Here is a 24,748-nt window from a genome sequence, read left to right on the forward strand (position 1 = left end):
GCTTATGCGTTTTTAGCGCTTTGCATTAGTATTTCAATATCGTTTATGGTTTTAGGCACACTTAGGGTTAGGTTTTCGTGCCCTGATTCAGTGATCAAAAGGTTATCTTCAATACGAATACCAATGCCTTTATATTGCTGTGGTGCGTTTGAATCTTCACTTATATAAAGCCCGGGCTCTATGGTTAAGACCATGCCTGGCTCAAATGCGCGTTCAACATTATTTTGTTTGTAATCACCTACATCGTGAACATCTAGCCCTAACCAATGACCAAGACCATGCATGTAGTATTCTTTGCACGCTCCTTTTGCCATTAATTCATCAAAGTCGCCGGTTAAAATACCGAGATCGAGTAAACCTTGGGTCATCACTTCCATTGCACGTTTATTAGCGTGCGACATAAACCCGCCGGGTTTAACCTCTTCAAAAGCTACTTCTTGTGCTTTAAGTACAATGTTATAAAGCGCGGCTTGCGGCTCGCTAAATTGTCCATTTACGGGAAAAGTACGCGTAATATCAGCCGCGTAGCCTTGTAGCTCAGAACCAGAGTCAATCAATACTAGGTCGCCATCTTTTAACACATCGCTATTTTGCGTGTAGTGCAAAATATTAGCGTTATCGCCACTGCCAACAATGGTGCCGTAAGCTGGGTACGGCGCACCGTTCATTGCATAATGATGATGCAGCTCTGCTTCTAGCTGAAACTCAGTAGCACCGGGGTGCGAATAGCGCATTGCCCGCATGTGTCCGCGAGCACTTATTTCACAGCCTTCACGCATAATGTTTACTTCTCTTGGCGATTTAAACAAACGCATTTCGTGAATCAGGCCGCGTATTTCTTTTATGGCACTTGGTGCTTTAAAGCCTTTTCGTGAGCCACTTCTAAGCGTACCTAATAACGAAAAAACTTTGGTATCAAATGAAGGATAAGCGCCTTGTGCAAAATAAATTGCATCTTTTTCATTGAGCATAGTTACGAGCTTATCGTTTAACTCACTTAGCGGGTAAGCTTCATCAAACAAGTAGTCACTTTTAGCTTTATCAAAGCCAATTCTGCGGCCATGCCAAATTTCGGCTAGTTTATCTTTATCAAGACAAAAGAGTGTACTAGGTATGTCGCTGTTATTACTAAGCACCAAAACAGCATCGGATTCGTTAAAACCGGTTAAATAAAGAAAGTCGCTATCTTGTCTAAAGGCATATTCAGTGTCGCGGCTGCGGGTAACTTCACTGGCGGCAGGAATAATTGCCACACTGTTTGCATCCATTTGTGCAAGTAAGCGCTCGCGACGTGCTTTAAATTCTGACTTATCTATTTCAACCATTATTTACCAACCCGTTTTGCTGTTTTAAAAGTGAATGTTTAGTGCAGAGTTTTTTTAGTTGTTTGTGTTTTTTGCTCTTTACCTAACTCTGCAAAGCAAAGCAGTGCCGACACACGAACATACTCAATCACTTCATGAAGCGCATTGCTATCTTCTTCGGTTTCTTCGAAGGTGGTATCTAGACGAGTGATCTCGCTAAAATCACTAATAACCTCTTTAACATCTGCCGATAACTTACCGTAATCTTTTTGCTTTAAGCCAAAGCCAAGCATAAAGCCTGCAACCCATGATACGAGGCCATTTGCCTGATCGATGAGTGTTTCGTCGTCACTTGGTAAAAATAAGTCAAACGCAAAGGCTTCATCGTTAAAGCTTGCAACTACTTGCTTATAAATAGTGCCAAAAAATTGCTTTAAATCGTTACTAAACGATTCACCATCGTTAAATACGTCGCTTAATAAGCCTAAGTATTCTTTATCGTCAATACTCAACCCACATGCTAATAAGCCACTAATAACGCCATGTGCTTCTGCAGGTGATACAAAAATTTCGTTTTTTTCTAAAAGCAGCTGGGCTTTTTCGTAATCAGGTAAATCGCTCATGTTTATATCTTCACTTTGCTAGTTAAAGCAATGCTACCACTCGATAAAAAGCAACTCCAATTAATTGTATGATCAAGCTCAAAAAGCATGCGATAAAGTAAATGACGAGTTAAAGCTGGGGGAAAACCAAGCGAACAGTTTAATTTTTTACGTTTAGGGTTTAAGGATTGGATTATGTCTTATATACTTAAATTGTTCCCTGGGGTACCGGAGCTTGGTTAAGTCCCTGAGCCGATAAATTTTATACCAGGATTTCTGTTCGTCTACTATTGTGCAAGCTCGGCATGTACCGAGAAGCCTACGGTAGACCGCAGATTTCCGCCCTGAAACCTTCTGGTTTCAGGACTGAAACCGGGTACCGTATCTTGGGGAACATCTTCTTAGTTTTATAATCCCTCTTATTATTTATTCATCTTCCTTGTTACAACTGTCTAAATTATTCTTATAATTTCAATGGCATTAAATTAGCTATTTATTAAAGCGCCTAGAAAATAATGCAACTATAAAACGAAAAACTATGACATAGAGTTGTTATCGCTAATTACTCCGCGCATTGATCTAGCTTTTGCATCCATAGCGTCGTATATAAATAATTTTTAACGCAATGAGTGCGCTATTTAATACAATAAATTGACCATGCTTTTAATAAAATTGCTATAAACTTTAGCAAAAAAAAGCTGTAAGCAATTTCTCACTTACAGCTTAGTCCTAGAACTCTTTTCAATTTATCTATTTAGTTTTAACTCTGGTTACTTAAACCAACCCTGAAACCGCTCCATCAACATATAGTTTATTGGTACTAGCAATAGAGTAATAAAGGTTGCAAAGATAATCCCAAAACCAAGGCTTACCGCCATTGGAATTAAAAATTGCGCCTGAGTGGCTTTTTCAAATAGTAACGGCATTAAGCCTATAAAGGTGGTTAAACTAGTTAACATTACAGGGCGAAAACGCGCAGCCCCAGCAAGCTTAACAGCATCAATTATACGGCCGCCTTCACTGCGTTTTTTATTTATAAAATCAACCAGAACTAGTGAATCGTTTACCACTACCCCTATAAGTGCCAGCATACCTAGCAAGCTCATAATGGTTAAATCCATTCCCATAATCCAGTGCCCCACTACGGCGCCTATCATGCCAAACGGAATTACGCTCATTACTATAAGTGGCTGCATGTACGATTTAAGCGGGATAGCTAACAGCGCATAAATAATAAAAAATACAAAGATTAGTGCCCAAGCCAATGAACCAAATGACTCTCTTTGCTCTTTAGCTTCACCTTCTAGTTTGTAATCTACTCCAGGGTATTGCTGCATTAAGCCGTCAAGATACTCAGATAGATCAGCCTGCAAAATAGTCATGTTTGTATTACTTTTTTCGATATCGGCGGTCACATTTAAAGTACGGTAACGATCGATTCGATTAATTGTTGAAGGGCTTTGCCCCGCAGTCAGTGTAGCTACATGCGATAGCGGTACAGAACCGCCCGCAGGTGTGTTTATAAGAATGTTTTGTAAATCGGCTACAGAGCGACGCTCGTCAATAGGCAAGCGTACCATTACACGTACATCATCGCGTCCACGTTGAATGCGCTGAACTTGCGAGCCAAAAAATGAGTTACGTACTTGCCCTGCTACATTAACTCTATTTAAACCCAGTGCTAAGCCTTGCTGGGTAAGCTCTATGCGTAACTCTTCTTTACCATCTGACATACTATCGGCAATATCAAATACCGTTGGGTAAGTGGCTAAACGCGTCTTAATATGATCAGCCACGTCTTGTAGAATCGTTAACGAGGTACCGCTTAGTTGTACGTCTATTGGGTCAGAGCTTCTGCCTATTTCAGCTCTAAATGTTAGGCTTTCTGCACCTGGTATCACGCCTATTAAATCGCGCCATTCACTGGCAAGCTCTCGTGAACCTATATCTGACTCACGCTGTTCAGCTGGTGTTATTTCAAAGCGTACAGAGCCTGAGTTAGATACTCCGCCACGGCCACCTGTTGTTGCTAATATATTTAAAATAACGCTTTCACCTGTGTCTGGATCGCGGTATTTATCTTGTAATTGCTGCGCTTTTTGCGACATATCAATTACATATTTATTAGTTACTTCAAAGGGTGTGCCTGTTGGTAGTGTTAAGTTAACGCGCACGGTTTCGCTGGGTATACGCGGGAAAAATACAAACTTAGTCCACCCACTGGTGATCATAGTTAAAATGATAAAAAACACACCTACAAATAAGCTAACCGATGTCACTTTGTGGCGCAGCGCTAAATTTAGTGTGGGTTGGTAGTACTTCAAAATCGCGTTTTCAAATCCATCTGCAAAACGCTGTTGAAGTGCATCTAACTTTGAAGGATTACCTTTTTCATGGCGCAGTTTTATATATTTTAAATGCGCTGGTAATACAAATTTAGATTCGATTAATGAAAACAATAATACCGGAATAACCACAACCGGAATTTGTGCAAACAGTGCTCCTCGGGCGCCTTCAATAAAAGCCAAGGGTAAAAATGCGGCTACGGTAGTTAATACACCAAAAGTAACTGGCGTTGCGACTTCTTGAGTACCTAAAATAGCAGCTTGCTCACCCGATTTAGCCGTTTTTAAATGCGTATAGACGTTTTCGCCAGTTACAATGGCGTCGTCCACCACGATACCCAGTACCAATATAAAACCGAATAAGCTCATAATATTAAGTGTTACGCCAAATATAGGCATGGCTATAAACGCGCCCATAAATGAAACCGGAATACCAATAAACACCCAAAATGCAATTGCAGGGCGTAAAAATAAAGTCAGCAAAGCCAGTACTAAAATACCACCTTGTAGGGCATTGGTGGTTAAGGTTGAAATACGGCTTTTTACAAGCTCCGAGTCATCATCCCAGTAACTAAGTTCGAACCCTTGAGGAAGCGAGCTTTGCTGCTCTTTTATATAGTTTTTAACGTCGTCAGCTACTGTAATAGCACTTTGCGGACCAATACGGTACACGTCGATAAATGCAGCTTGTTTGCCGTTAAAGCGCGTACGTACTGGTGTTTCTTCAAAGTCATCTTTAATTGATGCTATATCGCCTAACCGGATAATTGTGCCATCGGTTTGGTTTTTAACAACAATACTGGCAAATTCATCTTTACGATATGCTTGCCCTTTAGAGCTTATAAGTACGTCCCCACCTTCTGTTTTTAAGTTACCAGCAGAAATATCAGAGCTTGAATTAGCAATCGCGCTCGATATTTCTGCAAGGCTTAAATCGTACTGGCGTAATGTGTCTTGGCTTACTTCTACGGCAATTTCGTAATCGCGTACGCCGCTTAGCTCTACTTGTGTCACATTAGGTAAACGTAGTATTTGGTCGCGAACTGTTTCTGCGTATTCACGTGTTTCTTTTTCGCCGTAATCACTCGATACTGTAACGGCTATTACTTCACGAATTCTCTCAGCTAACGCTACAATTGGCTTTTCGGCATCCGCAGGAAAGGTATTAATTGCATCTACTCGGCTTTTTATATCAGCAAGTAGCTCACGTGGATCGCAGCCGCTTTCTACTTCTATCGTTACAGAGCCAGAGCCCTCTGACGAACGACTGAATATTTGTTTTATACCCTCTAAATCTTGAACGGCTTCTTCTATTCGAATTGTTACGCCTTGTTCCACATCCTCAGGCGTTGAACCACGCAGAGTTACATTTACGCTTATCATGTCGGTTTCGAATGATGGGAATACCTCAAGCGGTATTTTGCTCGATAAACTAAACAGCCCCGACAGCAATAACGTCACTAACAATAAATTGGCAGCAACATGGTTTTTGGTAAACCAAGCTATCATGGTTTATCTCCTTGTTTTGCTGCGCGACGTTTCTTTATTAATTCATCAACGCTAATACCCAACTCTTTTGCTTTTTGCTCAAGCTGCTCACGTGACGGGCGCCCTCCTTTGCCTTGTTTGTTCGCACCTTTTGGTTGCTCAGCATTTTGCTCACCTAAAATACTGACTTGTGTGCCAGAACTGACTTGTCCAAGTGGCGTAATAACCAGTTTATCGTTTGCATTTAAACCCGTTTTTATCATCGCTTGTGTCGCATTTTGCCAAGCAAGTGTAATGTCTTTACGTTTTAGTACACCGCCTTCAACAATATAAACGTACGTGCCTTGGTAAATAGTACTATTAGGAATAATTAACGCATCAGGTACTGTTTTACCTGTGATTTGCGCTTTAATATATTGACCTATTTTTATCGGATATTGGTTGTTGGCTGTGGCTTTATACGGGTCGTTAATTTTTGCAACCACGTAAAGCTGCTGCGCATTTTCATCAATTGCACCTTCAGTACGGGCTAGCTGCCCGTGCCAAATTTGTTCGCCAACTAAGTCAGACGAAAACTCAACTACAGATCCCGCTTGATTTTTAGCGCCATCGCGGTATTGCTCTGGTAAATTTACAAACGGAAGATCTTTATTTTTAATAGGTAGGCGGATCTCGACACTGTCGATTGCATAAATAGTGGCAAGCTGTGTATTGTTACTCACCACTTGCCCTAAATCAACACTGCGGCTAAGTATACGCCCAGCGTAAGGTGCCGTTACTTTTGTACGCTCTAAATCAAGCTTTGCTTTTTCAAGCGCAGCCTGCGCCGATAAAACCTCAGCTTCTGCCGCAGCTAATTGTGGTTCACGCAGTACTAAGCTACTTGCTTGTTTTGAGCCACCAAGACGTTTCCAATCAGTAATAGCTTGTTGACCACGTGCTTTTTCTTCTAACAAACCTTGCTCTGCGGTTAGTAAATTAGCTTGCGCCGATTTAACTTCAGCTTGGTGATCTCTATCATCTAGCTGTAAAAGTACATCGCCTTTTTCAAAAAAACCGCCTTCTCTAAAATCATCGCTTACGTCAATTATTTGCCCCGAAGCCTGGGCTACCAGTAAGCTTTGCGTACGTGGTTTTACAGTGCCGTAGCTATCAATCATTATTTGGTAGCTTTGTGGTTTAAGCTCAAGTGCTGCCACGCTAATTGATGCCTTTGGTGGAGAGCCAAAACGCTTAGCCTCTGGTGGATTACCTTTAATAAACATAACAATTAATAAAGTGGCAACAACGACCACTATTGGAATTATAATTTTTGCTGTTTTAGTTTTCATCATTATTGCTCTTTAGTTCACTTGAGGGCATTACAAAATCACCACCAAGGGCAATGTGTAAGTTAATTCTGTTAGCTATTAATTGATTTTTGATTTCAATTAAAGAACTTTGCGCGTCAAAAGATCTATCTTGTGCATCTAGCACAGTTGTATAAGTCACTAAGCCGCTTTGATACTGCTCAAACGAAAGTTGTTCTGCTGCAAGTGCGTTTTCTTGTGCTTCTAGAGTACTTGTGTACTGCGCTTTGAGAGATTGTTGCTGCGAGATTGCATTTTCAACATCGCCAAAAGCGTCATAAAGCGTTTGTAAATAAAGCTGCTCTTGCTTTTGAGTATTAAGGCGCGCTATTTCTTCGTTCGCTTTTAAACGTCCACCTTCAAAAAGTGGCGCTGAAATACTGCCTAATAACGACCATGCAAGGCTTGAAGGCGAAAATAAATCGCTTACTCTGTCTGTGCTATCACTCAAAGACGCAGTTAAATTTAAACTAGGAAAACGCAGTTTGTGCGCATAAGCTAAAGCTGCGTCGGTAGCTAAAAGTTCATACCAGCTAGCACGTAACGTGGGTTTGCGCTTTATAAGTTCTGATGGTAAACCTAAAGGTATATCGGTATTAATAACGGGTAAGTCACTATTAGCGCTGATAGCACCTTTTGGGTATTCGCCTAGCAGGCGTTCAAGAATACGCGATGAAGCCGATAAATTAGCTTGCTGTGTCGCAATGCGAGTGCGCTCAGTGTTAAGCTCGTTTCGAGCAAGGTACACATCAAGTGCTTCATTAATACCCTGACGATAGCCTGATTCAATTATTTCTAGGCTTTGTTGGGCGTTTTCTTCTCTGCGTTTAAATAGATCTAACAACTGCTGCGCTGAAACGACATCAAACCAACTGATAACAACATCTGCGACTAGTTGCTGTTTGGCTTGCTCAAAGCGTGCTTGTTGAGCTAAATAGTTAAGATTAGCCTCGCGCTTTGCATCAGAGAGCTTGCCCCACACATCCACTTCATAAGTTAAATCTAAGCTTACTGAACTTGCGTTGTTATAACTAACAGGACGATTGTCTTTACTGCGGCTTGTACGGGTAGATAAGTCGAGACTAGGCCAAAGTGCTGCTCCAGATACTATTAGCTGCTGCTTTTGAATTTCAACATCGTAGCTGGTTTGTAAAAGCTGTTGGTTATTTTTAAGTGCTTGTTGTACAAACTTGTTAAGCGTAGGGTTTTGTAATTGAGTGAGCCATTGCTCTTGTACTGCAAGTACTGAGTTTGAGGCTTTTTGTTGCCATTGCTGAGGCACATCATTAGGTTGCTCCATGCGCTGCGACGAGTTTAAATTACTCGTACAGCCGCTAAGCAGCATTACACTAATTGCCAATAGGGTTGGCTTGCATTGCCAAATCATAATTAAACCTGAATTACTGCCATTTATGAATGTAATTCAAGCACTTTGGCAAATTTGGCTCAACTTACTTTACATAACATTACATACGTTGCGATGAATTAACATAATAGGCAGTTATACGGTAAAAGTGAGGGTTTGATCAGGTTTAAATGTTAAAAAAATAAACGTCATAACGCACAACATTTGCTAGGTGGGAAGTTATACACGCTATATTAAAATTAGTGACCTATTATCGCATTAATAAAATAGGTCACTAACAAGGCAGTATTATAGCGAATTGAAAGAAGCTTAAATTTCAGTAACAAAACTCATGTACTGCTTCATATCACCAATAACAGCTTGCTCTAACAGTTTTGCTGTTTCTAGCGCGTACGGCTGATTAAAGTGAATATCCCAAAGAGCCGACTCATTCCGCCAATGTTCATATACAACTAATGTGTCGTTGTTGTTTTCAATGCTATATAAGTCAAACACTAGATTACCAGGCTCTTGGCTACGAGTTTTCTCTACATGCGTTTCAAAACGCTCTATTAACTGCTCTTTAAAACTTGGCTTAATTTTAAATATAAAAAATAAAATAAACACATCGTCTTCTGGGTTTATAGCTTTTGGATTACTTTCGTGAAGTGGTGCGGGAGCTGTGTTTTCAAGAAGCATTACCTCTGGTGCTGATTGGCTAATTTCTGGTAATACTTGTAATAAAGCATGTGTATACCCTTGAGCGCCGTGGTAATCAACTGCATTTTGATCTTCAAAACGCTCATAGGCAAAAAATACACCTGATTCGTTTTTATCTTGATATAAACGCATTTCTAATAGACCAGTTTCGGCTTTAGCGCCTTGCTTATCGTCTTCTAGTAATGCTTTAAACTGCTCAATATTTTGTTCTTTAATATTAAACTTAACAATTTGTGTGATCATAATTAGCCCATACTTATTTTGTTGCCATATCGCCATTTATGAAAATAATCAGCGAGAGTAGATAGGCTAATTGTGCAAAATATGAGACTTTTTAAAAAGAGAGGAACAACCCAATTAATATGGAAGATATTGCCCATAATAATGTTCAATAAACTACAAATACAAAAAAGCCTTGCAATAAGCGAGGCTTTTAAATAAATGGTGCCGAATAACCGAGTCGAACGGATAACTTATACAGACTACTGATTATGAGTCAGTTGCTTTCTTATCAACTGCATATGCTTTAATGCAAACAAAAAAGCCTCGCAATAAGCGAGGCTTTTAAATAAGTGGTGCCGACTAACTAAGTCGAACGGATAACTTATACAGACTATTGATTACGAGTCAGTTGCTTTCTTATCAACTGCATATGCTTTAATGCAAACAAAAAAGCCTCGCAATAAGCGAGGCTTATAAATAAGTGGTGCCGACTAACCGAGTCGAACGGATAACTTATACAGACTACTGATTACGAGTCAGTTGCTTTCTTATCAACTGCATATGCTTTAATGCAAACAAAAAAGCCCCTTAATAAGCGAGGCTTTTAAATAAATGGTGTCGACTAACCGAGTCGAACGGATAACTTATACAGACTACTGATTACAAGTCAGTTGTTTTATTATCAACTGCATATACTTTAATGCAAACAAAAAAGCCCCGCAATAAGCGAGGCTTTTAATAAATGGTGCCGACTAACCGAGTCGAACGGTTGACCTACTGATTACAAGTCAGTTGCTCTACCAGCTGAGCTAAGTCGGCACACAAAACTGTGTGCTAAGGCACGATCAATTTTAAAGATTGAGAACTTTTATAGCACTATTTAAAAACAAAAAACCTTGCTAATAAGCAAGGTTTTCAATAAATGGTGCCTCGACGCGGAATCGAACCACGGACACGAGGATTTTCAATCCTCTGCTCTACCGACTGAGCTATCGAGGCACATAAACTGTGCTAGTTAACGGTTAAAAATAACCGTTAACTTGAATAAATGGTGCCGACTAACCGAGTCGAACGGTTGACCTACTGATTACAAGTCAGTTGCTCTACCAGCTGAGCTAAGTCGGCACACAAAACTGTGTGCTAAGGCACGTTCAATTTTAAAGATTGAGAACTTTGAGTAAATGGTGCCTCGACGCGGAATCGAACCACGGACACGAGGATTTTCAATCCTCTGCTCTACCGACTGAGCTATCGAGGCACATAAACTGTGCTAGTTATCGATTAATAAAATTAACCTTTAACTTAATAAACTGTGCCGACTAACCGAGTCGACGGGTAACTTAAAGAGACTACTGATTACAGTTTTTTTTTCAAGCTACTTTAAATAAATGGTGCCGACTAACCGAGTCGAACGGTTGACCTACTGATTACAAGTCAGTTGCTCTACCAGCTGAGCTAAGTCGGCACACAAAACTGTGTGCAAAGGCACGCGTAACAGTGTTTAAACTCTATTGGTTAAACACCACTACTTTAATAAATGGTGCCTCGACCCGGAATCGAACCAGGGACACGAGGATTTTCAATCCTCTGCTCTACCAACTGAGCTATCGAGGCACTTAAACAGTGCTAATTAAAAATCTTAAAGGATTTTCAATGCAACTCCCACTCAGTTCTAACGACTGAGCTATCTGGGCGTGCGGCGTATTAAACGAGTTTTGCCCTTACAAGTCAACTTTTTTTTTACTCTTTATAACTGTTTGAACGGTTTTCAAGCAACCGAAGGCTTTTTTATAAACTTATGTTTATTTATCCACCAAATAAAGTTCAAAATCTCTTATATAATCAATTAAACCAGACTAAAAACGTAGTGAATTATTTTTTGTAAATGTTACGATTACTATAATAATACGGTAAAGGCTTACCGTAGTTAAATATACCAACTGGGAACATTCAATGCAGAGTAAATTCTCTTCACCGGTAAAAGGCTTACTACCTCTTTTTTTAATCATTAATATTACAGTAACAGCGCTCGCTATTATTGCACATTCATTTTATACACAAACAACAACTGAATCTGCTCAGACAGAGCCATCAATAAATATTACAACTCTTGCTAATAGACTTAATTTACCCATGGTTGATGCACTTACTATGTACGGCCAAGGTAAAGTAAAGCAGTTACTTGATTTAACGTCCCTACTAGATAACGATTTCGAATACACTTTATATCGTTTTAATGCCACCTCAGAAACTCAACTAGTATACAGCAGTAGTCAACCAGCTATAGACTCAATTAAAACCGACCAGCATCTGGTTGAGCAAGGTATTTTACATCATGTATTAACGCTGAATGATCAACCTATTGGCGAGCTTATAATTAAGCAAAAGGTAATGGCGCCACCGCTAAGCGCCCAAGACTCGCAAGTTATTGCCTACATTATTGCTATAGCAAGCGTAGCTGCGCTATTTATACTTACTTTAGCTTTTAATATGTACATTAATACACGTTTACGTGAAAGCACCAACTCGCTTACTCAAGAGTTAAAAGCAATTACAGAGGACGCTAATTACGATAGCAGTGTTAATGAGCAACTAGACATTGGCTTAGGCGAGGTTGCAAAGCACGTTAATTTATTACTGCGTAAAGTTCAATCAGTAATAATTGAAAATGAAGCTGCACAAAAAGAGCTTTATAAACTACAAAATGGACTTGAAGCCGAAGTTCAAAACCGTACTTTAGCCCTTGAACAAGCAACCTTAAAAGCTGAGCGAGCTAGCGAAACTAAAACAACCTTTTTAGCCACAATGAGTCACGAAATAAGAACACCTATGAATGGTGTTATAGGGACTATTGATTTATTACGTCAAACGGAGCTTGATGGTGCACAGCATCGCTTAAGTACGATTATTCGTGAATCGGCATTTTCGCTATTAAGCATTTTGGATGACATATTAGATTTTTCTAAAATTGAGGCTGGAAAACTTAATATAGATCCCACCCCATTTTCTGTAACCGATACTATTGAAGAAGTTGCTAGAGTACTCTCTTCTGTTGCAAAAAAACGAGAGCTTGATTTAGAGCTATCAATAGCGCCTGATATTCCGACAAACCTTACAGGCGACAGCGTACGCGTTCGTCAGGTTCTTTATAACCTATGTAGTAATGCAATTAAATTTACAAGCACCGATGAGAAAACTCAGGGCCATGTAAAAATATCAGTAGAAGTTGCTCATAATACTGCTGATCACTTTACCTTACGCTTTTGCGTAACTGACAATGGTAAAGGGATGACCCAAGCGCAACTACGCGAAATATTTAACCCATTTATACAAGCCGAAAACTCAATTACCCGAGAATATGGTGGTACAGGTTTAGGCCTCTCTATTTGTAAAAGTTTAACCGAGCTAATGCTTGGTACAATTCATGTTACGAGCCATGCAGGCATTGGCAGTGAGTTTACTGTTGAGTTGCCATTTAGCACATCGGGTAAAATTAAATACGCACACAAAGGCGCGCTAGCAGGTAAACAAATTATTGTTGCCAGTAACCACCTTGAACGTGAAAAAGTGATGTATCGTTACTTATCGTTTATGGGCGCTAAAATCACTTATGTTCATAGTGAAGCTGAAATAGAAGAGCACCAATACTCTCAAGATATTATTTGGGTAGCTGACGGTATAGACAACATGGATAAAACTAACGCATTGCTTAGGCGTTTGTTTTATTCATTAGAAGATTATAACCAACAAGTCGTGGTATTAAGTAAGCTTGATGAAGCGGCTATAAATCATAAAAATATTTTTTATATAAATGCCTCACCTTTGTGTAAATCTAATTTTATGCTCTCTATTTTAGTTGCTGCGGGTCTGCACACTCCTAAGCAAATTAAAAAAACCAAGTCACTTAATAACTACTTAAATGTTGAGCAAGCTCGTAAATCTAACAAGTTAATTTTGTTAGTAGAAGACAATCTCTTAAATCAGCAAGTATTAACTGACCAATTACACATACTAGGCTTTGGCGTTGAAATAGCTAACAACGGTGAAGAAGGTCTAGATATGTGGAGAAAAGGTGACTACTCACTTATTTTAACCGACCTACATATGCCTAAAATGTCGGGCTACGATATGGTCGAAAAAATTCGTAACGAAGCTGAGCTATTAGAATCTGTAGATGCACAACCTTATATTATTGCTGTAACCGCAAACGCACTTAAAGGCGAAAAAGAGCGCTGTTTAGCTGTAGGTATTAATGACTTTATTACTAAACCTATAGAACTTAACGCGCTAGAAGATACTTTAAAACGTTGGAGCGATAAGCAGAACCAGAGTCAAAATGTAATTATTCATCAAACAACAGCATTGCCTATTGATATGGAAGCCGTTACTAAATATGTAAATGGCGATAAAGCTAAGCAGATTCGCTTTTTCAAAATGTATTTAGAACAAAGCCAAGGGCTAATTAAAAGTATTAACTCTGGTGTGATGGTTAACGATTTAAGTGAGATCATTGATGGGTGCCATCAATTAAAATCGATTTCTAAAACAATTGGCGCACAAATGGTATCTGAGCTTGCAAGTGCATTTGAAGATAAATGTAAAGAAGATGAGCTAAGCACTGATGAGTTAATAGACTTACGCGATAAGCTTGAAATTGAATATTCTAAAGCAGCTCAATTTTTAAAAGAGCAAGTAAGAACAGCTGAAGATGAGCAAGAGGACGAGCTGACCGATTAACAATAACGCGAGTAAGCTAAGTTGATAATAAAAAAAGGGCTAAATAGCCCTTTTTTTATAACTTTAAATAATAGAGTTACTTTTCAGGCGGTCGGTAGCCTTCAATTTCAACATCTTTATCTTCAAACAAAAAGCCAACCATTTGCTCTTCTAAAAATGTACGGTGCTCTGGGTCCATCATATTTAAGTGTTTTTCATTGATAAGCATTGTTTGCTTATGCTGCCACTGCCCCCAAGCTTCTTTAGAAATATTGTTAAAAATTTTCTCGCCAAGTTCACCTGGGTATAACTGAAAACCAAGCCCTTCGGCTTCTTTTTGTAACTTTTGACAAAATACTGTACGTGCCATAATTGACTCTCTTAAGCGCTAAATGCTAATAGTTTAACCTATTGGGCTAATTTGTTTAACCAACTTTTTAGTTGGTGCAGCTAAGCCAACCTCTACAGATTGGTCAAGCGGATACCACACTAATTGTTTATCGTTTACTACATCTGGAATTTGCTTAACATTAAGTACATGCGGATTAATAGTTAATTCAAAATGCGAAAAAACATGAGTAAAGGGTTCTAGTAAATCGAGATCGCTATTAATGCCTTGCTGAGCTAAAAATAGCTCAAGGTCGCTGAACTCGTTAAATTCAAAAAAGCCAAACAACCCCCCCCAAATCCCACTACTTGGGCGCTTTTCCATTAAGACTTTTTCATCACACTTAATAATTAATTGATGGCAGCTTTTTTTAGGGACTGCTTTTTTAGGTTTAGAGTGCGGAAATTCTTTTACCTTGCCTGCATTAAAAGCACCACAGCCTAAGTTTAACGGGCATGCCCGGCAATCAAAGCGGCTACGAGAGCAAAGGCTTGCACCTAAATCCATCATGGCCTGATTAAATTCGGTCACATTATTTTTAGGTGTAAGCTGATTAGATAAATGCCATAACTGGTTTTCTACTTTTTTAACGCCGTACCAGCCTTCAATCATAAAGTAACGTGCTAATACACGCTTAACATTACCATCTAAAATTGGATGGTGCTGCCCAAGCGAAAGCGACAGCACAGCTCCAGCTGTAGAGCGCCCTATTCCTGGCAAGTCCATTACCTCATCAAGTGTTTGCGGAAACTCACCATGGTACTTATCACGTACTATTTTTGCAGTTTTATGTAGATTACGCGCACGAGCGTAATAACCTAAGCCAGTCCAGTGATGCAGTACTAAATCTTCATCAGCATTAGCTAAAGCAACAATATCAGGAAAGCTTGTCATAAATTTTTCAAAATATGGGATTACAGTAACAACTTGGGTTTGCTGTAACATCACCTCAGACACCCAGACTTTATAAGGGGTTTTACCTAATTGCCACGGCAATGTTTTACGCCCATGGAGGTGATACCAATCAACTACTTGGCTGGCAAACCAATCAGACTGCTTTTTATCTAGATCTAACATATTACGCTTTTACTCATGCTCAATGGCGGCTCAGTCTATTGTAGTTAATAAAAAGATCAAGCTATGTGGGCTGTATAATACGCTAATACTTGTGATTGGCGTCTTGGTCAGGGATAATACGCAACCATTTTTAAACACATTGTTTTTGTCAGGCCAATAATATGAGTGAATCAAGTAACAACAACCTTGAGCAAGCTAAGCAAGAAGGTAAGTACATCCGCACTATTCGTAGTTTTGTAAAACGCGAAGGCCGATTAACCAAAGGTCAGGCCGCTGCGATTGAAAAATGCTGGCCAACCATGGGCCTTGAGCACAAAAATGGCTTACTTGATTTAACCCAAGTGTTTGGTAACAACAACGATGTGGTGCTAGAAATTGGTTTTGGTATGGGCAAGTCACTTGTTGAAATGGCAAAAAGTGCACCGCACCTTAACTTTATTGGTATAGAAGTACACCGTCCGGGCGTTGGCGCATGTTTAATGGATGCCGATGAAGCTGGTGTAACTAATTTACGCGTGTTTGAACACGACGCAGTTGAAGTGCTTGCTGATTGCTTAAGCGATGAGAGCCTTACTACGTTGCAATTATTCTTCCCAGATCCATGGCATAAAAAGCGCCATCATAAACGCCGTATTGTACAAACAGAATTTGCTGAAAAACTACGTTCTAAATTAAAAATAGGCGGTGTTTTTCATATGGCTACTGATTGGGAAAACTACGCAGAACATATGCTAGAAGTAATGCAAGCTGCCCCGGGTTATAAAAACCAATCAGAGACTAACGATTATGTGCCTCGCCCTGACTTACGTCCACTTACTAAGTTTGAGCAACGCGGCCACCGATTAGGTCACGGCGTTTGGGACTTAATGTTTGAACGCACTAAGTAATTACACTTTTATATTAATTTAACACATTGTAAGGCAAAGCCATTTATGAGCGTATTAACCAACCCAAGTTTACTGTTGCTTCGAAATAGTGAAGAGTTAACGGGTAAATCAATCTTGGTGGTCAACTTTGTTCAAGATGGCTTTTTAAATGAACTTAAAGCACTAAACCCGCAAAGTAATATTACAGCGTTTAGCTACAACCATGCCAATGGCGATTTTGCTAAAAACGTTAAAGATGTTGATGTATGTATTAATCACACTATTAATGGCGAAGGTTACGATTTAGTTATTCTTTATTACCCTAAATCTAAGCCCGAACTACTAATGGCGCTAGATAATATTCGTGCGGTAATAACTAAAGACGCTGATTTACTCGTGGTTGGCGAGAACAAAAGTGGTGTTAAATCAATTGAAAAACAATTAACGGGTAAGGCTGGCTTTAGCAATAAAATAGACTCTGCAAAACATTGTGTACTTTATTCTTTTAGCGACATTGAGCTAAATGCACATTTTGATATAAGCACTTATCATAAGCAGTTTACTATTGATGTAGCCAACACTTCCTTTACCGCTATTAGCGTACCAGGCGTGTTTAACCACGGTGGATTAGATGCTGGTACTAAGATGCTACTTGAAAATGCACCAACAGTTAAGCAAGGCAAAGTGCTTGATTTTGGTTGCGGCGCTGGCTTAATTGCCACCTTTTTAGGGTTACAAAACCCAGCACTTGAATTTGTATGTTCAGACGTAAGTGCTCTAGCTACTTACGCTACAGAGCAAACACTAAAACTAAATAATATTAAAGGCGAAGCGGTATTAAGTGATGGCCTTAAAAATATTACTGGTAAGTTTGATTTAATAGTGAGCAACCCACCGTTTCACACAGGGATTGCAACAGATTACACCGTAGCAGAAACATTTTTAGCTAATGCAAAACAGCACTTAACTAAAGCAGGAAAGCTAAATATAGTAGCTAATAGCTTTTTAAAATACCCGCCAATTTTAGAAACTCAGTTTGAAAACTATCAAACAGTATTTAAGAATAATAAATTTGCGGTATATAGCAGCTAGTTTGATTTTACGAAAAGCTTGAGCACTAAAAGTGCTTAAGCTAACTTTCGAATAAATATAAGAATTAATTTAGTTTTTTTCCTTCCTTTTCTGCTGTCTTTGCTAAACTAAAATTCTAAATAATTAATATTGACTCAGGCGATATTGAAATAATGCCTAAAAAAGTTCATCAAAGTAGCATCCGAAAAGCACTAATAAATTTGATTATGCTTATAACAGCTATTTGTCTGTCGTTATCTATTTCGATATCGACATACTTAAGTGTTAAAGAGCAAAAGCAGTTAATTATTAATAAGCTTGTGATCCTTTCGGAAATTGTCGCTTTTGATGCCGGGGATTCAGTAGCCAAAGATGATCGCAAAACAGAAGAAAAACGCCTTAAATCATTCGAAAATATTCCTTTAGTAAAAAATATTCATATTTATTCAATAGAAAAAACTTCTCAAAAACCCGTTTTTTTTATCAGCTTTAATGCAAAAAAAACCCCGCCAGTACCATTAAGAATTGATAGTGTAGATGAGCTAACTACGCCGCGAGTTACCAGCGAGCATATAGAGCTAACACGTCCTATTTATAATAATGAAAAGGTAATCGGCTATGTATATATGCGAGGCAGTTTAGAAAGCCTAGAAGTATATATAGAGCAAAAAATCTTAATTGATGTATTACTCACACTATTGATACTTGTAGTTGTGTACTTTATTGCAGCTAAAATTCAGCGCCGTATTGCCAGCCCGATAGAGCAATTAAGTATGTTATTGCAAGATGTATCAAAAAATCATAATTACGATGCACGCGCTCCTGTTACTGATGTAAAAGAAATTACTGCCCTGTCTAACAGTTTAAATATCATGCTTACACGCACAAAAAAGCAACTTGAGCGCCACGAAAAAGACAAACAAGAAATAAAGCAGCTAAACCAAAGCCTCGAAGAAAAGGTAAATCAAAGAACTATCGCTCTTAGAGAGGCCAATCAAGAGCTACTATCTACCCTTGAGCGAATGCATCAATACCAAACACAGATAGTTGAAAACGAAAAAATGGCCTCGCTAGGGCAAATGGTCGCAGGTGTTGCTCATGAAGTTAATACCCCTATAGGGCTCGGTATAACGGGCTCAACTCTTCTACGTGATAAGCTGGCTGATATTCAACAAAGCTTTAATGACAAAAAGCTGACCTCAAGCCACTTAAAACGCTTTATTGACGAAGGTATTGAAAACTTAGATTTAATTTACCGAAATCTAAACCGTGCAGCCGATCTCATTTCAAACTTTAAAAAAGTTGCAGTTATTCAAGATGATGGGGTTAATACTCACATAAATATACATAAATTAATTAGTGATGTTTTAACATCAATACAATCGGAGTTGCTCCCTAAAAAACCCGTCGTTGTTATCAACTGCCCTACTGATTTAGCTATTCAAAGTAAATCTGAGCCATTACAACAGGTATTTCAACAGTTACTCATGAACTCTGTAATTCATGGCTTTGTAGGGAAAGAAAATAATGAAATTCGCTTTGATGTAGAGCTAGTAGGAAAAAAATTAACTATTGTTTATTCTGATAACGGCCAAGGCGTTGATAAAAACATTAAAAATAGAATATTTGACCCATTTGTTACCTCAAAACGAGGGCAAGGCGCCAGCGGCTTGGGCATGCACCTAGTTTATAACTTAGTTACTCAAGCGCTAGGTGGCAGAATAATGTTTGATATTGAAGAGAAACACGGTACTCGATTTATAATTACGATCCCTTAAACAAAGATCACTTAAAAGTGCATTTATTTAAAATTTATCCTTGAATTAGTATTTAATGACCTCATTTAGAATGCATGTGGTAAACAAGTAACATTATTTAATTACATTAAATAAATATTACCAAGCAAATTATGAACTTTATTGGCTTTGCTGTATCACATACATTGATGAAAGGTTAGAAAATGATATAATTTCGCTTTGAATTAGTCTGATTATTTTAAGTACCTTGTTTGATTGGTGGATGTATCAATTATCAAAGGAAAATGGCTTCGACTTTATGATTCAAATGACTACATCCATGAATATATCAATTAAACAGTAGTTTTTGCACAGCCCTTTTTGTAGACTTTGGATACCCTACTGTTTTATTTTTATCCAATTTGTTTTTTCTTGTTAACAAATGGGTATAATCCTAATCTCTAGTAATCGGTTATAAATTCATCACCGATTTTTTGTAAATAAAATATTCCAAAAGGTTAATTAATAATGCAAACGCCAGTCATTCTAATCGTAGAGGATGAAGACGTAACTCGACTCAACCTCGTTAGTTTATTTGAAGCTGAAGGTTATAAAGTTATTGAAGCCATTGATGGCGATGATATGCATGACAAGCTTACAAATAACGATGATGTTAATCTTGTTGTTATGGATATCAATCTTCCTGGTAAAAACGGTCTTATTTTAGCCCGTGAATTACGCCAAAAGCGCAAAGTAGGCCTTATTTTCTTAACAGGTCGTGATAATGATGTTGATCGTATTTTAGGTCTTGAAATTGGCGCTGATGATTATATCACTAAGCCATTCAACCCACGTGAATTGACTATTAGAGCGCGTAACCTTATTACTCGTACAGCTTTAGGCGGTGAAGAGTCGGCACTAGAAACAAATGGTGTGCTTACTTTTAACGGTTGGGAGCTTGACGAAAATAGCCGTTGCCTTACTTCTCCAAGCGGCGATGCTAAACGTTTACCTAAAGGTGAATACAGAGCACTTCGTTTAATGCTTGATTCTCCTGGTCGTATTTTTAGCCGCGAGCAATTAATTAAGCACATGACAGGACGTGAGCTTCGTGCAAATGACCGTACTGTAGATGTTACAATCCGTCGTATTCGTAAGCACTTTGAAAGCGATAACTCTACTTCAGAGCTTATCAGCACCATTCATGGTGAAGGTTACCGCTTTATTGGTAAAATCGACGCTTAATTAGAGTAAAACTCGTTTACTCTAATTGTTGTAAAAATAAATGAAGGGCTTGTTGTCCTTCATTTATTTTATCTGCTAAAACATCTAACCAATTTTGTAATACCTCATCAGACTCTTCAATCGCACCATATTCCATTACTTTTGCATGTAACTGTACGTCGTTTAAACCTACAGAGCCTGCTGCCCCCTTAAGCTTATGCGCAACCGATTTATACTCTTCTCTGTCATTTGAGTTAAGTGAAGTTAGCATTTCTTGTTGATATTGAGGATTTAGCTTTTCAAATAATTGACTACTGCGCTTAAACACTTCTAAGCCCATTGAGTTAACAAAGTCTTCTATTGTTTCTACATCGAGTAAATGTGCATTAATTTCTTTAAGCGCTTCTTTGCTCACTTTTAATTGTGGCTCAGTACACTTAGCCTGCTTAATATCAAATAAATCTGCGAGCATTTTATCAAGCTTCACTGTATTAATTGGCTTAGCCAACGCACCTTGAATAGAAATTCCTTCAAGCTCTTCTTCAGCGCTACGCACGTTAGCCGTAAGCGCAACTATAGGCAGTTTATCAAAGTGGCTGTCTGATCGTATGTGCTTTGCAACCACATCACCGTTTATATCCGGCAACTGCATATCTAACAGTACTAAATCTAAATCGTCTTCGGTTTCTACAAACGACAGTGCATCTTCGCCGGTTTCAGCCCAAAGCACTTCATGGCCTCGCTGCTCTAACAAGTTAGTTGCTATTTCAGCATTTAGCGGCACATCTTCTACAAGTAATATATATAAGCCCCGTCCCACATAGCTCTGCTCTGTAGGTGCTACACATAAACTAAGTGGAATTTGTACTGTAAAACAGCTGCCTTCGCCTTCGGTACTATTAACTGTAATTGTGCCTTTCATAGCACTCACAAGCGCTTTAGTTACAGCAAGTCCAATGCCAGATCCTATTGCGTTAGTCCCTTTTAAATCTGGTGCTTTGTAGTACATATCAAATATTCGAGCAAGTTGCTCTTGCGGAATACCTTGCCCAGTATCTGATATTTTAATAACTAGCCATGGCCCCTCTTCACGATTTTCACGGCTACACTCTAGGGTCACTCTACCTTGCTGGGTAAACTTAACGGCATTATTAATAAGGTTCCAAACAACTTGGCGTAAACGTGTAGGATCAAGCAATGCATACACGTCTAGCTTGCCATTTCGCTCAATATTAAACTCTAACTCTTTTTGCTCAGCAATTAGACCTGCAAAGTTAACCACATCATTTATAAAGTCTGAAACATTTATTGAATCGGTTGCGATATCAAGCTGATCTCTATCTATTTTATCTAAATCTATAATATCGTTAAAAATATTACCGAGGGTTTCTGCACTCGAAAACACTGTATTACACCAGCTACGCTGTTGTTTGTTCATTTCTGTATCAAGCAACATACGGGTTAAGCCAACAATACCATTAAGTGGCGTGCGTAACTCGTGGCTCAGCGTGGCTATAAACTTACCTTTATCTTTGTAAGCTGTCTCAAGGGCTTGGGCCGCTTCTTTTCGACTAGTTATATCACGTCCAAAACCAAGCAAACCTATGTAGTCGCCCTCATCATTTATAAATGGCAATTTACGTAATTCAAACCAACGTTTTTCACCCTCAACCTCGTACCCTACATCTATAGTTAACGGCTTGTGAGTTTGCTCAACTTGCTCATCGGTAGTTAGTACTTGAGATAAAAAGTGTGTAGGGAATATTTGTTCAGCACTTTTACCAATAATTTCGCTACTTGATTTCCCCATAACCTCTTCAAACATTTTATTACACCCGGCAAACACACCATTATTGTCGCGGTAATAAAATAAATCGGGAGATGAATCAACAATAGAGCGGAGTAACATGCCTTGTTGAGCTAATTCTTGCTGCGTTTTTTTACGCTCTGCGATTTCTCGGCGTAGCTCTTCAATTGCACGGTGCTTGGCATGAAATGCCATTTTACGCTCATCAATCTCAATGTTTAAACGATTGATATTGTCTTTTAAAGTTTGGTTTAAGAGTTTCTCTTGTTTTGTAGCACTATCTAAATAAGCGTAAGAGGCATCTAATTGACGAACAGAATTAAGTAATACAGTAATAATAAGAGGCGAGACAACGGCTGCAAAAAATACTACAGCTAAAATATCAACAATATGCAGCTCACCAATTGCCACGTAATAAAACATGCTCGATAAAATAAGTGATGCAGATAACAATAAAGCATAACAAAAAGCTGCCGTTTTAAACTCACCAAATCGCTTTATTGAGCTAGAAAGAGCCCTAACCCAAGGGCTCAAAGAATAATCAGTCATACGTAATTTTATCTCTTAGCTGTATGCTTAAATATAAAGAAGGCAATGTGTATGTATAAACATGCTATTTTGCCAGATTTTAGCATTTTTATGTTATCTCTACTCATGTTGTGCGATAAAAACAGAAAATTTTCATGTTTGAATTCGCCCACTTCTTAAACTCATCATTTCAGCAATAAATTATTTAGTGTAAAATGCAGCGCTTTATTATGACCAATAACGAGTAGCGTACATGCAAACCAACATGCCCGATATAGCTGATACGGCTCCCGCCTTACAAACAGGTAAGTTAGACTGGGTTGGTATGGGCGAAATAGAACTGCCATTTATTTTTGAATCAAAAGATTTAGCACCCGTTACCGTTAATGCAAAAGCGCGTGCATTTGTTAACTTGCATAAAGAAGATGCTAAAGGCATCCATATGTCGCGCTTATTTTTAGCGCTCGACCTACTTTCTACCGAGCAACAAGTTAACCCGCAAACTATTGCACAGGCACTCGATACATTTATAACAAGCCATGAAGGCTTAAGTGATAAAGCGCAAATAGAGTTTAAGTTTGAATTACCGCTACGTCGTAAATCACTATTAAGCGGCAAAGCCGGTTGGAAAAGCTACCCTATAACGCTTACCAGCACCATTGAAAATAACGTTATTAGCTACGAGTTAACCGTAGATGTAACTTACTCATCTACCTGCCCGTGCTCTGCAGCACTTGCAAGGCAGCTTATTCAAAATGCCTTTAATGAAAAGTTTAACCAAGAGACGCTAAGTCAAAAAGATGTGCACGAATGGCTAGGCACCACGCAAGGTATTGTAGCTACGCCCCACTCACAGCGCTCAATTGCCAATGTAAAAGTTAAACTTGATAGCTCATGCGATGAATTTGACGTTGTTAATTTAATTAATACTTTAGAAGCTGAACTTAAAACACCGGTTCAAGCGGCAGTAAAACGCGAAGATGAGCAAGAATTTGCCCGCCTTAATGGTCAAAACTTAATGTTTTGTGAAGATGCTGCTCGTAAAATTAAAGCGGTTCTTGAAAACGATAACTTTAGTGATTATTGGCTGCAAATAAATCATTACGAATCACTGCATGCACACGACGCTGTGGCTATTGCGGTTAAAGGTGTTAGCGGCGGCTATAAAGCTTAACTTCCTTGAAGTGATAGTTTATAAATTCATACGGTAATTAACTCATAGCACAAAGTTTTTAGGCACGTAAATTGCTTTAGTTGAGCAGTGTCAATTTGTTGTTATGGAGTTACCGTATGGAATTCGCTTTATTATCAATTTTAGTATTAGTGGTTGGGGCCTCAATTGTTGCGTCAAAATTTAATGATGATGGCGGAAACCCGTATCCTTTTACCCGTAAACAAACTGTGTTTACGCAGGTTGAAGGCGCATTTTTAAACCTGTTAGAACGTGCAGTTGGCGATCAATATAAAATAGTCAGCCGTGTTAAATTAATCGACGTGATTGATTGTAAGCAAGGCCTTTCGGCTAAATCTAAACGTGCTGCTTTAGCAAAAGCTAAAAGTAAACAACTCGACTTTGTATTAATCGACAAAGAAAAGTTGACCATTGTTGCCGCTGTTGACTTAGTTAACAACGCCAATAAAGATGGCCACAAAGCCCAACGCGATTGGTTTGTAAATGGCGCTTTAGAATCGGCTGGCATTCCACATATTCGTATGAAGGTTAAATCGGGCTACCGTCCTTCAGAAGTTCGCGATGCAATAATGTTTAAACTAGGAAAACCTGCAGCTGCGCAAACCCAGCGCCCAGTTCGCAACCGCGTACACAAACCTGCTGTGTTATCGCCTTCTCAAGCTAAAGCGCAAACAAACGCCTTAGCCGAAATATAAAATAGAATTAAATACTCTCCTAAAAGTATTTAAAGCGAGCTCATAAACAAGCTCGCTTTTTTGTTTTTTATAG

The 24,748-nt window shown here is 38.8% G+C and carries 16 protein-coding genes, 6 tRNA genes and 1 other RNA gene; 8 read left to right on the forward strand and 15 right to left on the reverse strand.

Going from position 1 to position 24,748, the window contains the following annotated elements:
* Positions 1 to 2: 2 nt before the first annotated feature.
* Both pepP and ALFOR1_RS13445 read right to left on the reverse strand, forming a co-directional pair.
* A complete protein-coding gene (gene pepP, locus ALFOR1_RS13440; RefSeq protein ID WP_104643255.1) occupies positions 3 to 1,325 on the reverse strand; it encodes a Xaa-Pro aminopeptidase in 1,323 nt (440 codons plus the stop codon).
* A gap of 38 nt (positions 1,326 to 1,363) precedes the next feature.
* The gene (locus ALFOR1_RS13445) at positions 1,364 to 1,927 is read right to left on the reverse strand and encodes a UPF0149 family protein (protein ID WP_058548079.1); all 564 of its coding nucleotides are present in this window, start codon (positions 1,925 to 1,927) and stop codon (positions 1,364 to 1,366) included.
* Positions 1,928 to 2,120: 193 nt separating this feature from the next.
* Here ALFOR1_RS13445 and ssrS point away from each other — a divergent pair.
* Positions 2,121 to 2,303, forward strand: a non-coding RNA gene (ssrS, locus tag ALFOR1_RS13450) — 6S RNA.
* A gap of 373 nt (positions 2,304 to 2,676) precedes the next feature.
* Here ssrS and ALFOR1_RS13455 read toward each other — a convergent pair.
* The 10 genes from ALFOR1_RS13455 to ALFOR1_RS13500 form a co-directional block, all read right to left on the reverse strand.
* On the reverse strand, positions 2,677 to 5,760 hold the full coding sequence (locus ALFOR1_RS13455; protein WP_104643256.1) for an efflux RND transporter permease subunit: 3,084 nt from the start codon (positions 5,758 to 5,760) through the stop codon (positions 2,677 to 2,679).
* Positions 5,757 to 7,070 carry an efflux RND transporter periplasmic adaptor subunit gene (locus ALFOR1_RS13460; protein WP_104643257.1) on the reverse strand — a complete coding sequence of 438 codons (1,314 nt, stop codon included), beginning with the start codon at positions 7,068 to 7,070 and terminating at the stop codon, positions 5,757 to 5,759. The genes ALFOR1_RS13455 and ALFOR1_RS13460 overlap by 4 nt, the downstream gene beginning before the upstream one ends.
* On the reverse strand, positions 7,060 to 8,475 hold the full coding sequence (locus ALFOR1_RS13465; protein ID WP_104643258.1) for an efflux transporter outer membrane subunit: 1,416 nt from the start codon (positions 8,473 to 8,475) through the stop codon (positions 7,060 to 7,062). The genes ALFOR1_RS13460 and ALFOR1_RS13465 overlap by 11 nt, the downstream gene beginning before the upstream one ends.
* 288 nt (positions 8,476 to 8,763) lie before the next feature.
* Positions 8,764 to 9,396 (reverse strand): putative quinol monooxygenase, encoded by a 633-nt coding sequence (locus tag ALFOR1_RS13470; RefSeq protein ID WP_104643260.1) that lies wholly within the window; start codon positions 9,394 to 9,396, stop codon positions 8,764 to 8,766.
* Positions 9,397 to 10,118: 722 nt separating this feature from the next.
* Positions 10,119 to 10,194: transfer RNA gene (locus ALFOR1_RS13475), tRNA-Thr, on the reverse strand.
* A gap of 104 nt (positions 10,195 to 10,298) precedes the next feature.
* A tRNA-Phe gene (locus ALFOR1_RS13480) sits at positions 10,299 to 10,374 on the reverse strand.
* A 50-nt stretch (positions 10,375 to 10,424) separates the two neighbouring features.
* A tRNA-Thr gene (locus ALFOR1_RS13485) sits at positions 10,425 to 10,500 on the reverse strand.
* A 57-nt stretch (positions 10,501 to 10,557) separates the two neighbouring features.
* Positions 10,558 to 10,633: transfer RNA gene (locus ALFOR1_RS13490), tRNA-Phe, on the reverse strand.
* A 131-nt stretch (positions 10,634 to 10,764) separates the two neighbouring features.
* Positions 10,765 to 10,840 (reverse strand) — tRNA-Thr (locus ALFOR1_RS13495).
* Positions 10,841 to 10,913: 73 nt separating this feature from the next.
* Positions 10,914 to 10,989: transfer RNA gene (locus tag ALFOR1_RS13500), tRNA-Phe, on the reverse strand.
* 339 nt (positions 10,990 to 11,328) lie between these two features.
* Here ALFOR1_RS13500 and ALFOR1_RS13505 point away from each other — a divergent pair.
* Positions 11,329 to 14,112, forward strand: a complete 2,784-nt coding sequence (locus ALFOR1_RS13505) for a hybrid sensor histidine kinase/response regulator (RefSeq protein ID WP_104643261.1) — start codon at positions 11,329 to 11,331, stop codon at positions 14,110 to 14,112.
* A 76-nt stretch (positions 14,113 to 14,188) separates the two neighbouring features.
* Here the strand turns inward: ALFOR1_RS13505 and ALFOR1_RS13510 are convergent, their stop codons facing one another.
* Both ALFOR1_RS13510 and mutY read right to left on the reverse strand, forming a co-directional pair.
* Positions 14,189 to 14,461, reverse strand: a complete 273-nt coding sequence (locus tag ALFOR1_RS13510) for an oxidative damage protection protein (protein WP_004587535.1) — start codon at positions 14,459 to 14,461, stop codon at positions 14,189 to 14,191.
* A gap of 33 nt (positions 14,462 to 14,494) precedes the next feature.
* Positions 14,495 to 15,556, reverse strand: coding sequence for an A/G-specific adenine glycosylase (gene mutY, locus ALFOR1_RS13515; RefSeq protein ID WP_104643262.1), 1,062 nt, complete (start codon positions 15,554 to 15,556; stop codon positions 14,495 to 14,497).
* A gap of 161 nt (positions 15,557 to 15,717) precedes the next feature.
* Here mutY and trmB point away from each other — a divergent pair, with 161 nt between their 5' ends.
* From trmB to arcA, 4 genes are all read left to right on the forward strand, one after another.
* A complete protein-coding gene (trmB, locus tag ALFOR1_RS13520; RefSeq protein WP_058549548.1) occupies positions 15,718 to 16,443 on the forward strand; it encodes a tRNA (guanosine(46)-N7)-methyltransferase TrmB in 726 nt (241 codons plus the stop codon).
* 45 nt (positions 16,444 to 16,488) lie between these two features.
* A complete protein-coding gene (locus ALFOR1_RS13525) occupies positions 16,489 to 17,514 on the forward strand; it encodes a methyltransferase (RefSeq protein WP_104643263.1) in 1,026 nt (341 codons plus the stop codon).
* 152 nt (positions 17,515 to 17,666) lie between these two features.
* Positions 17,667 to 19,271 (forward strand): sensor histidine kinase, encoded by a 1,605-nt coding sequence (locus tag ALFOR1_RS13530; protein ID WP_104643264.1) that lies wholly within the window; start codon positions 17,667 to 17,669, stop codon positions 19,269 to 19,271.
* Positions 19,272 to 19,757: 486 nt separating this feature from the next.
* A complete protein-coding gene (gene arcA / locus ALFOR1_RS13535; RefSeq protein ID WP_058549545.1) occupies positions 19,758 to 20,474 on the forward strand; it encodes a two-component system response regulator ArcA in 717 nt (238 codons plus the stop codon).
* A gap of 16 nt (positions 20,475 to 20,490) precedes the next feature.
* Here the strand turns inward: arcA and arcB are convergent, their stop codons facing one another.
* A complete protein-coding gene (arcB, locus tag ALFOR1_RS13540; protein ID WP_104643265.1) occupies positions 20,491 to 22,809 on the reverse strand; it encodes an aerobic respiration two-component sensor histidine kinase ArcB in 2,319 nt (772 codons plus the stop codon).
* A 232-nt stretch (positions 22,810 to 23,041) separates the two neighbouring features.
* Between arcB and folE2 the strand changes: the two genes are divergently transcribed.
* Together folE2 and ALFOR1_RS13550 are read left to right on the forward strand one after the other, a co-directional pair.
* Positions 23,042 to 23,962: a GTP cyclohydrolase FolE2 gene (folE2, locus tag ALFOR1_RS13545; protein WP_058549543.1), complete on the forward strand. Its 921-nt coding sequence runs from the start codon at positions 23,042 to 23,044 to the stop codon at positions 23,960 to 23,962.
* Between the two features lie 116 nt (positions 23,963 to 24,078).
* Positions 24,079 to 24,675: a DUF2726 domain-containing protein gene (locus ALFOR1_RS13550; protein ID WP_104643266.1), complete on the forward strand. Its 597-nt coding sequence runs from the start codon at positions 24,079 to 24,081 to the stop codon at positions 24,673 to 24,675.
* Positions 24,676 to 24,748 lie beyond the last annotated feature (73 nt).

Source organism: Pseudoalteromonas carrageenovora IAM 12662 (genome assembly GCF_900239935.1).
Classification (GTDB): domain Bacteria; phylum Pseudomonadota; class Gammaproteobacteria; order Enterobacterales; family Alteromonadaceae; genus Pseudoalteromonas; species Pseudoalteromonas carrageenovora.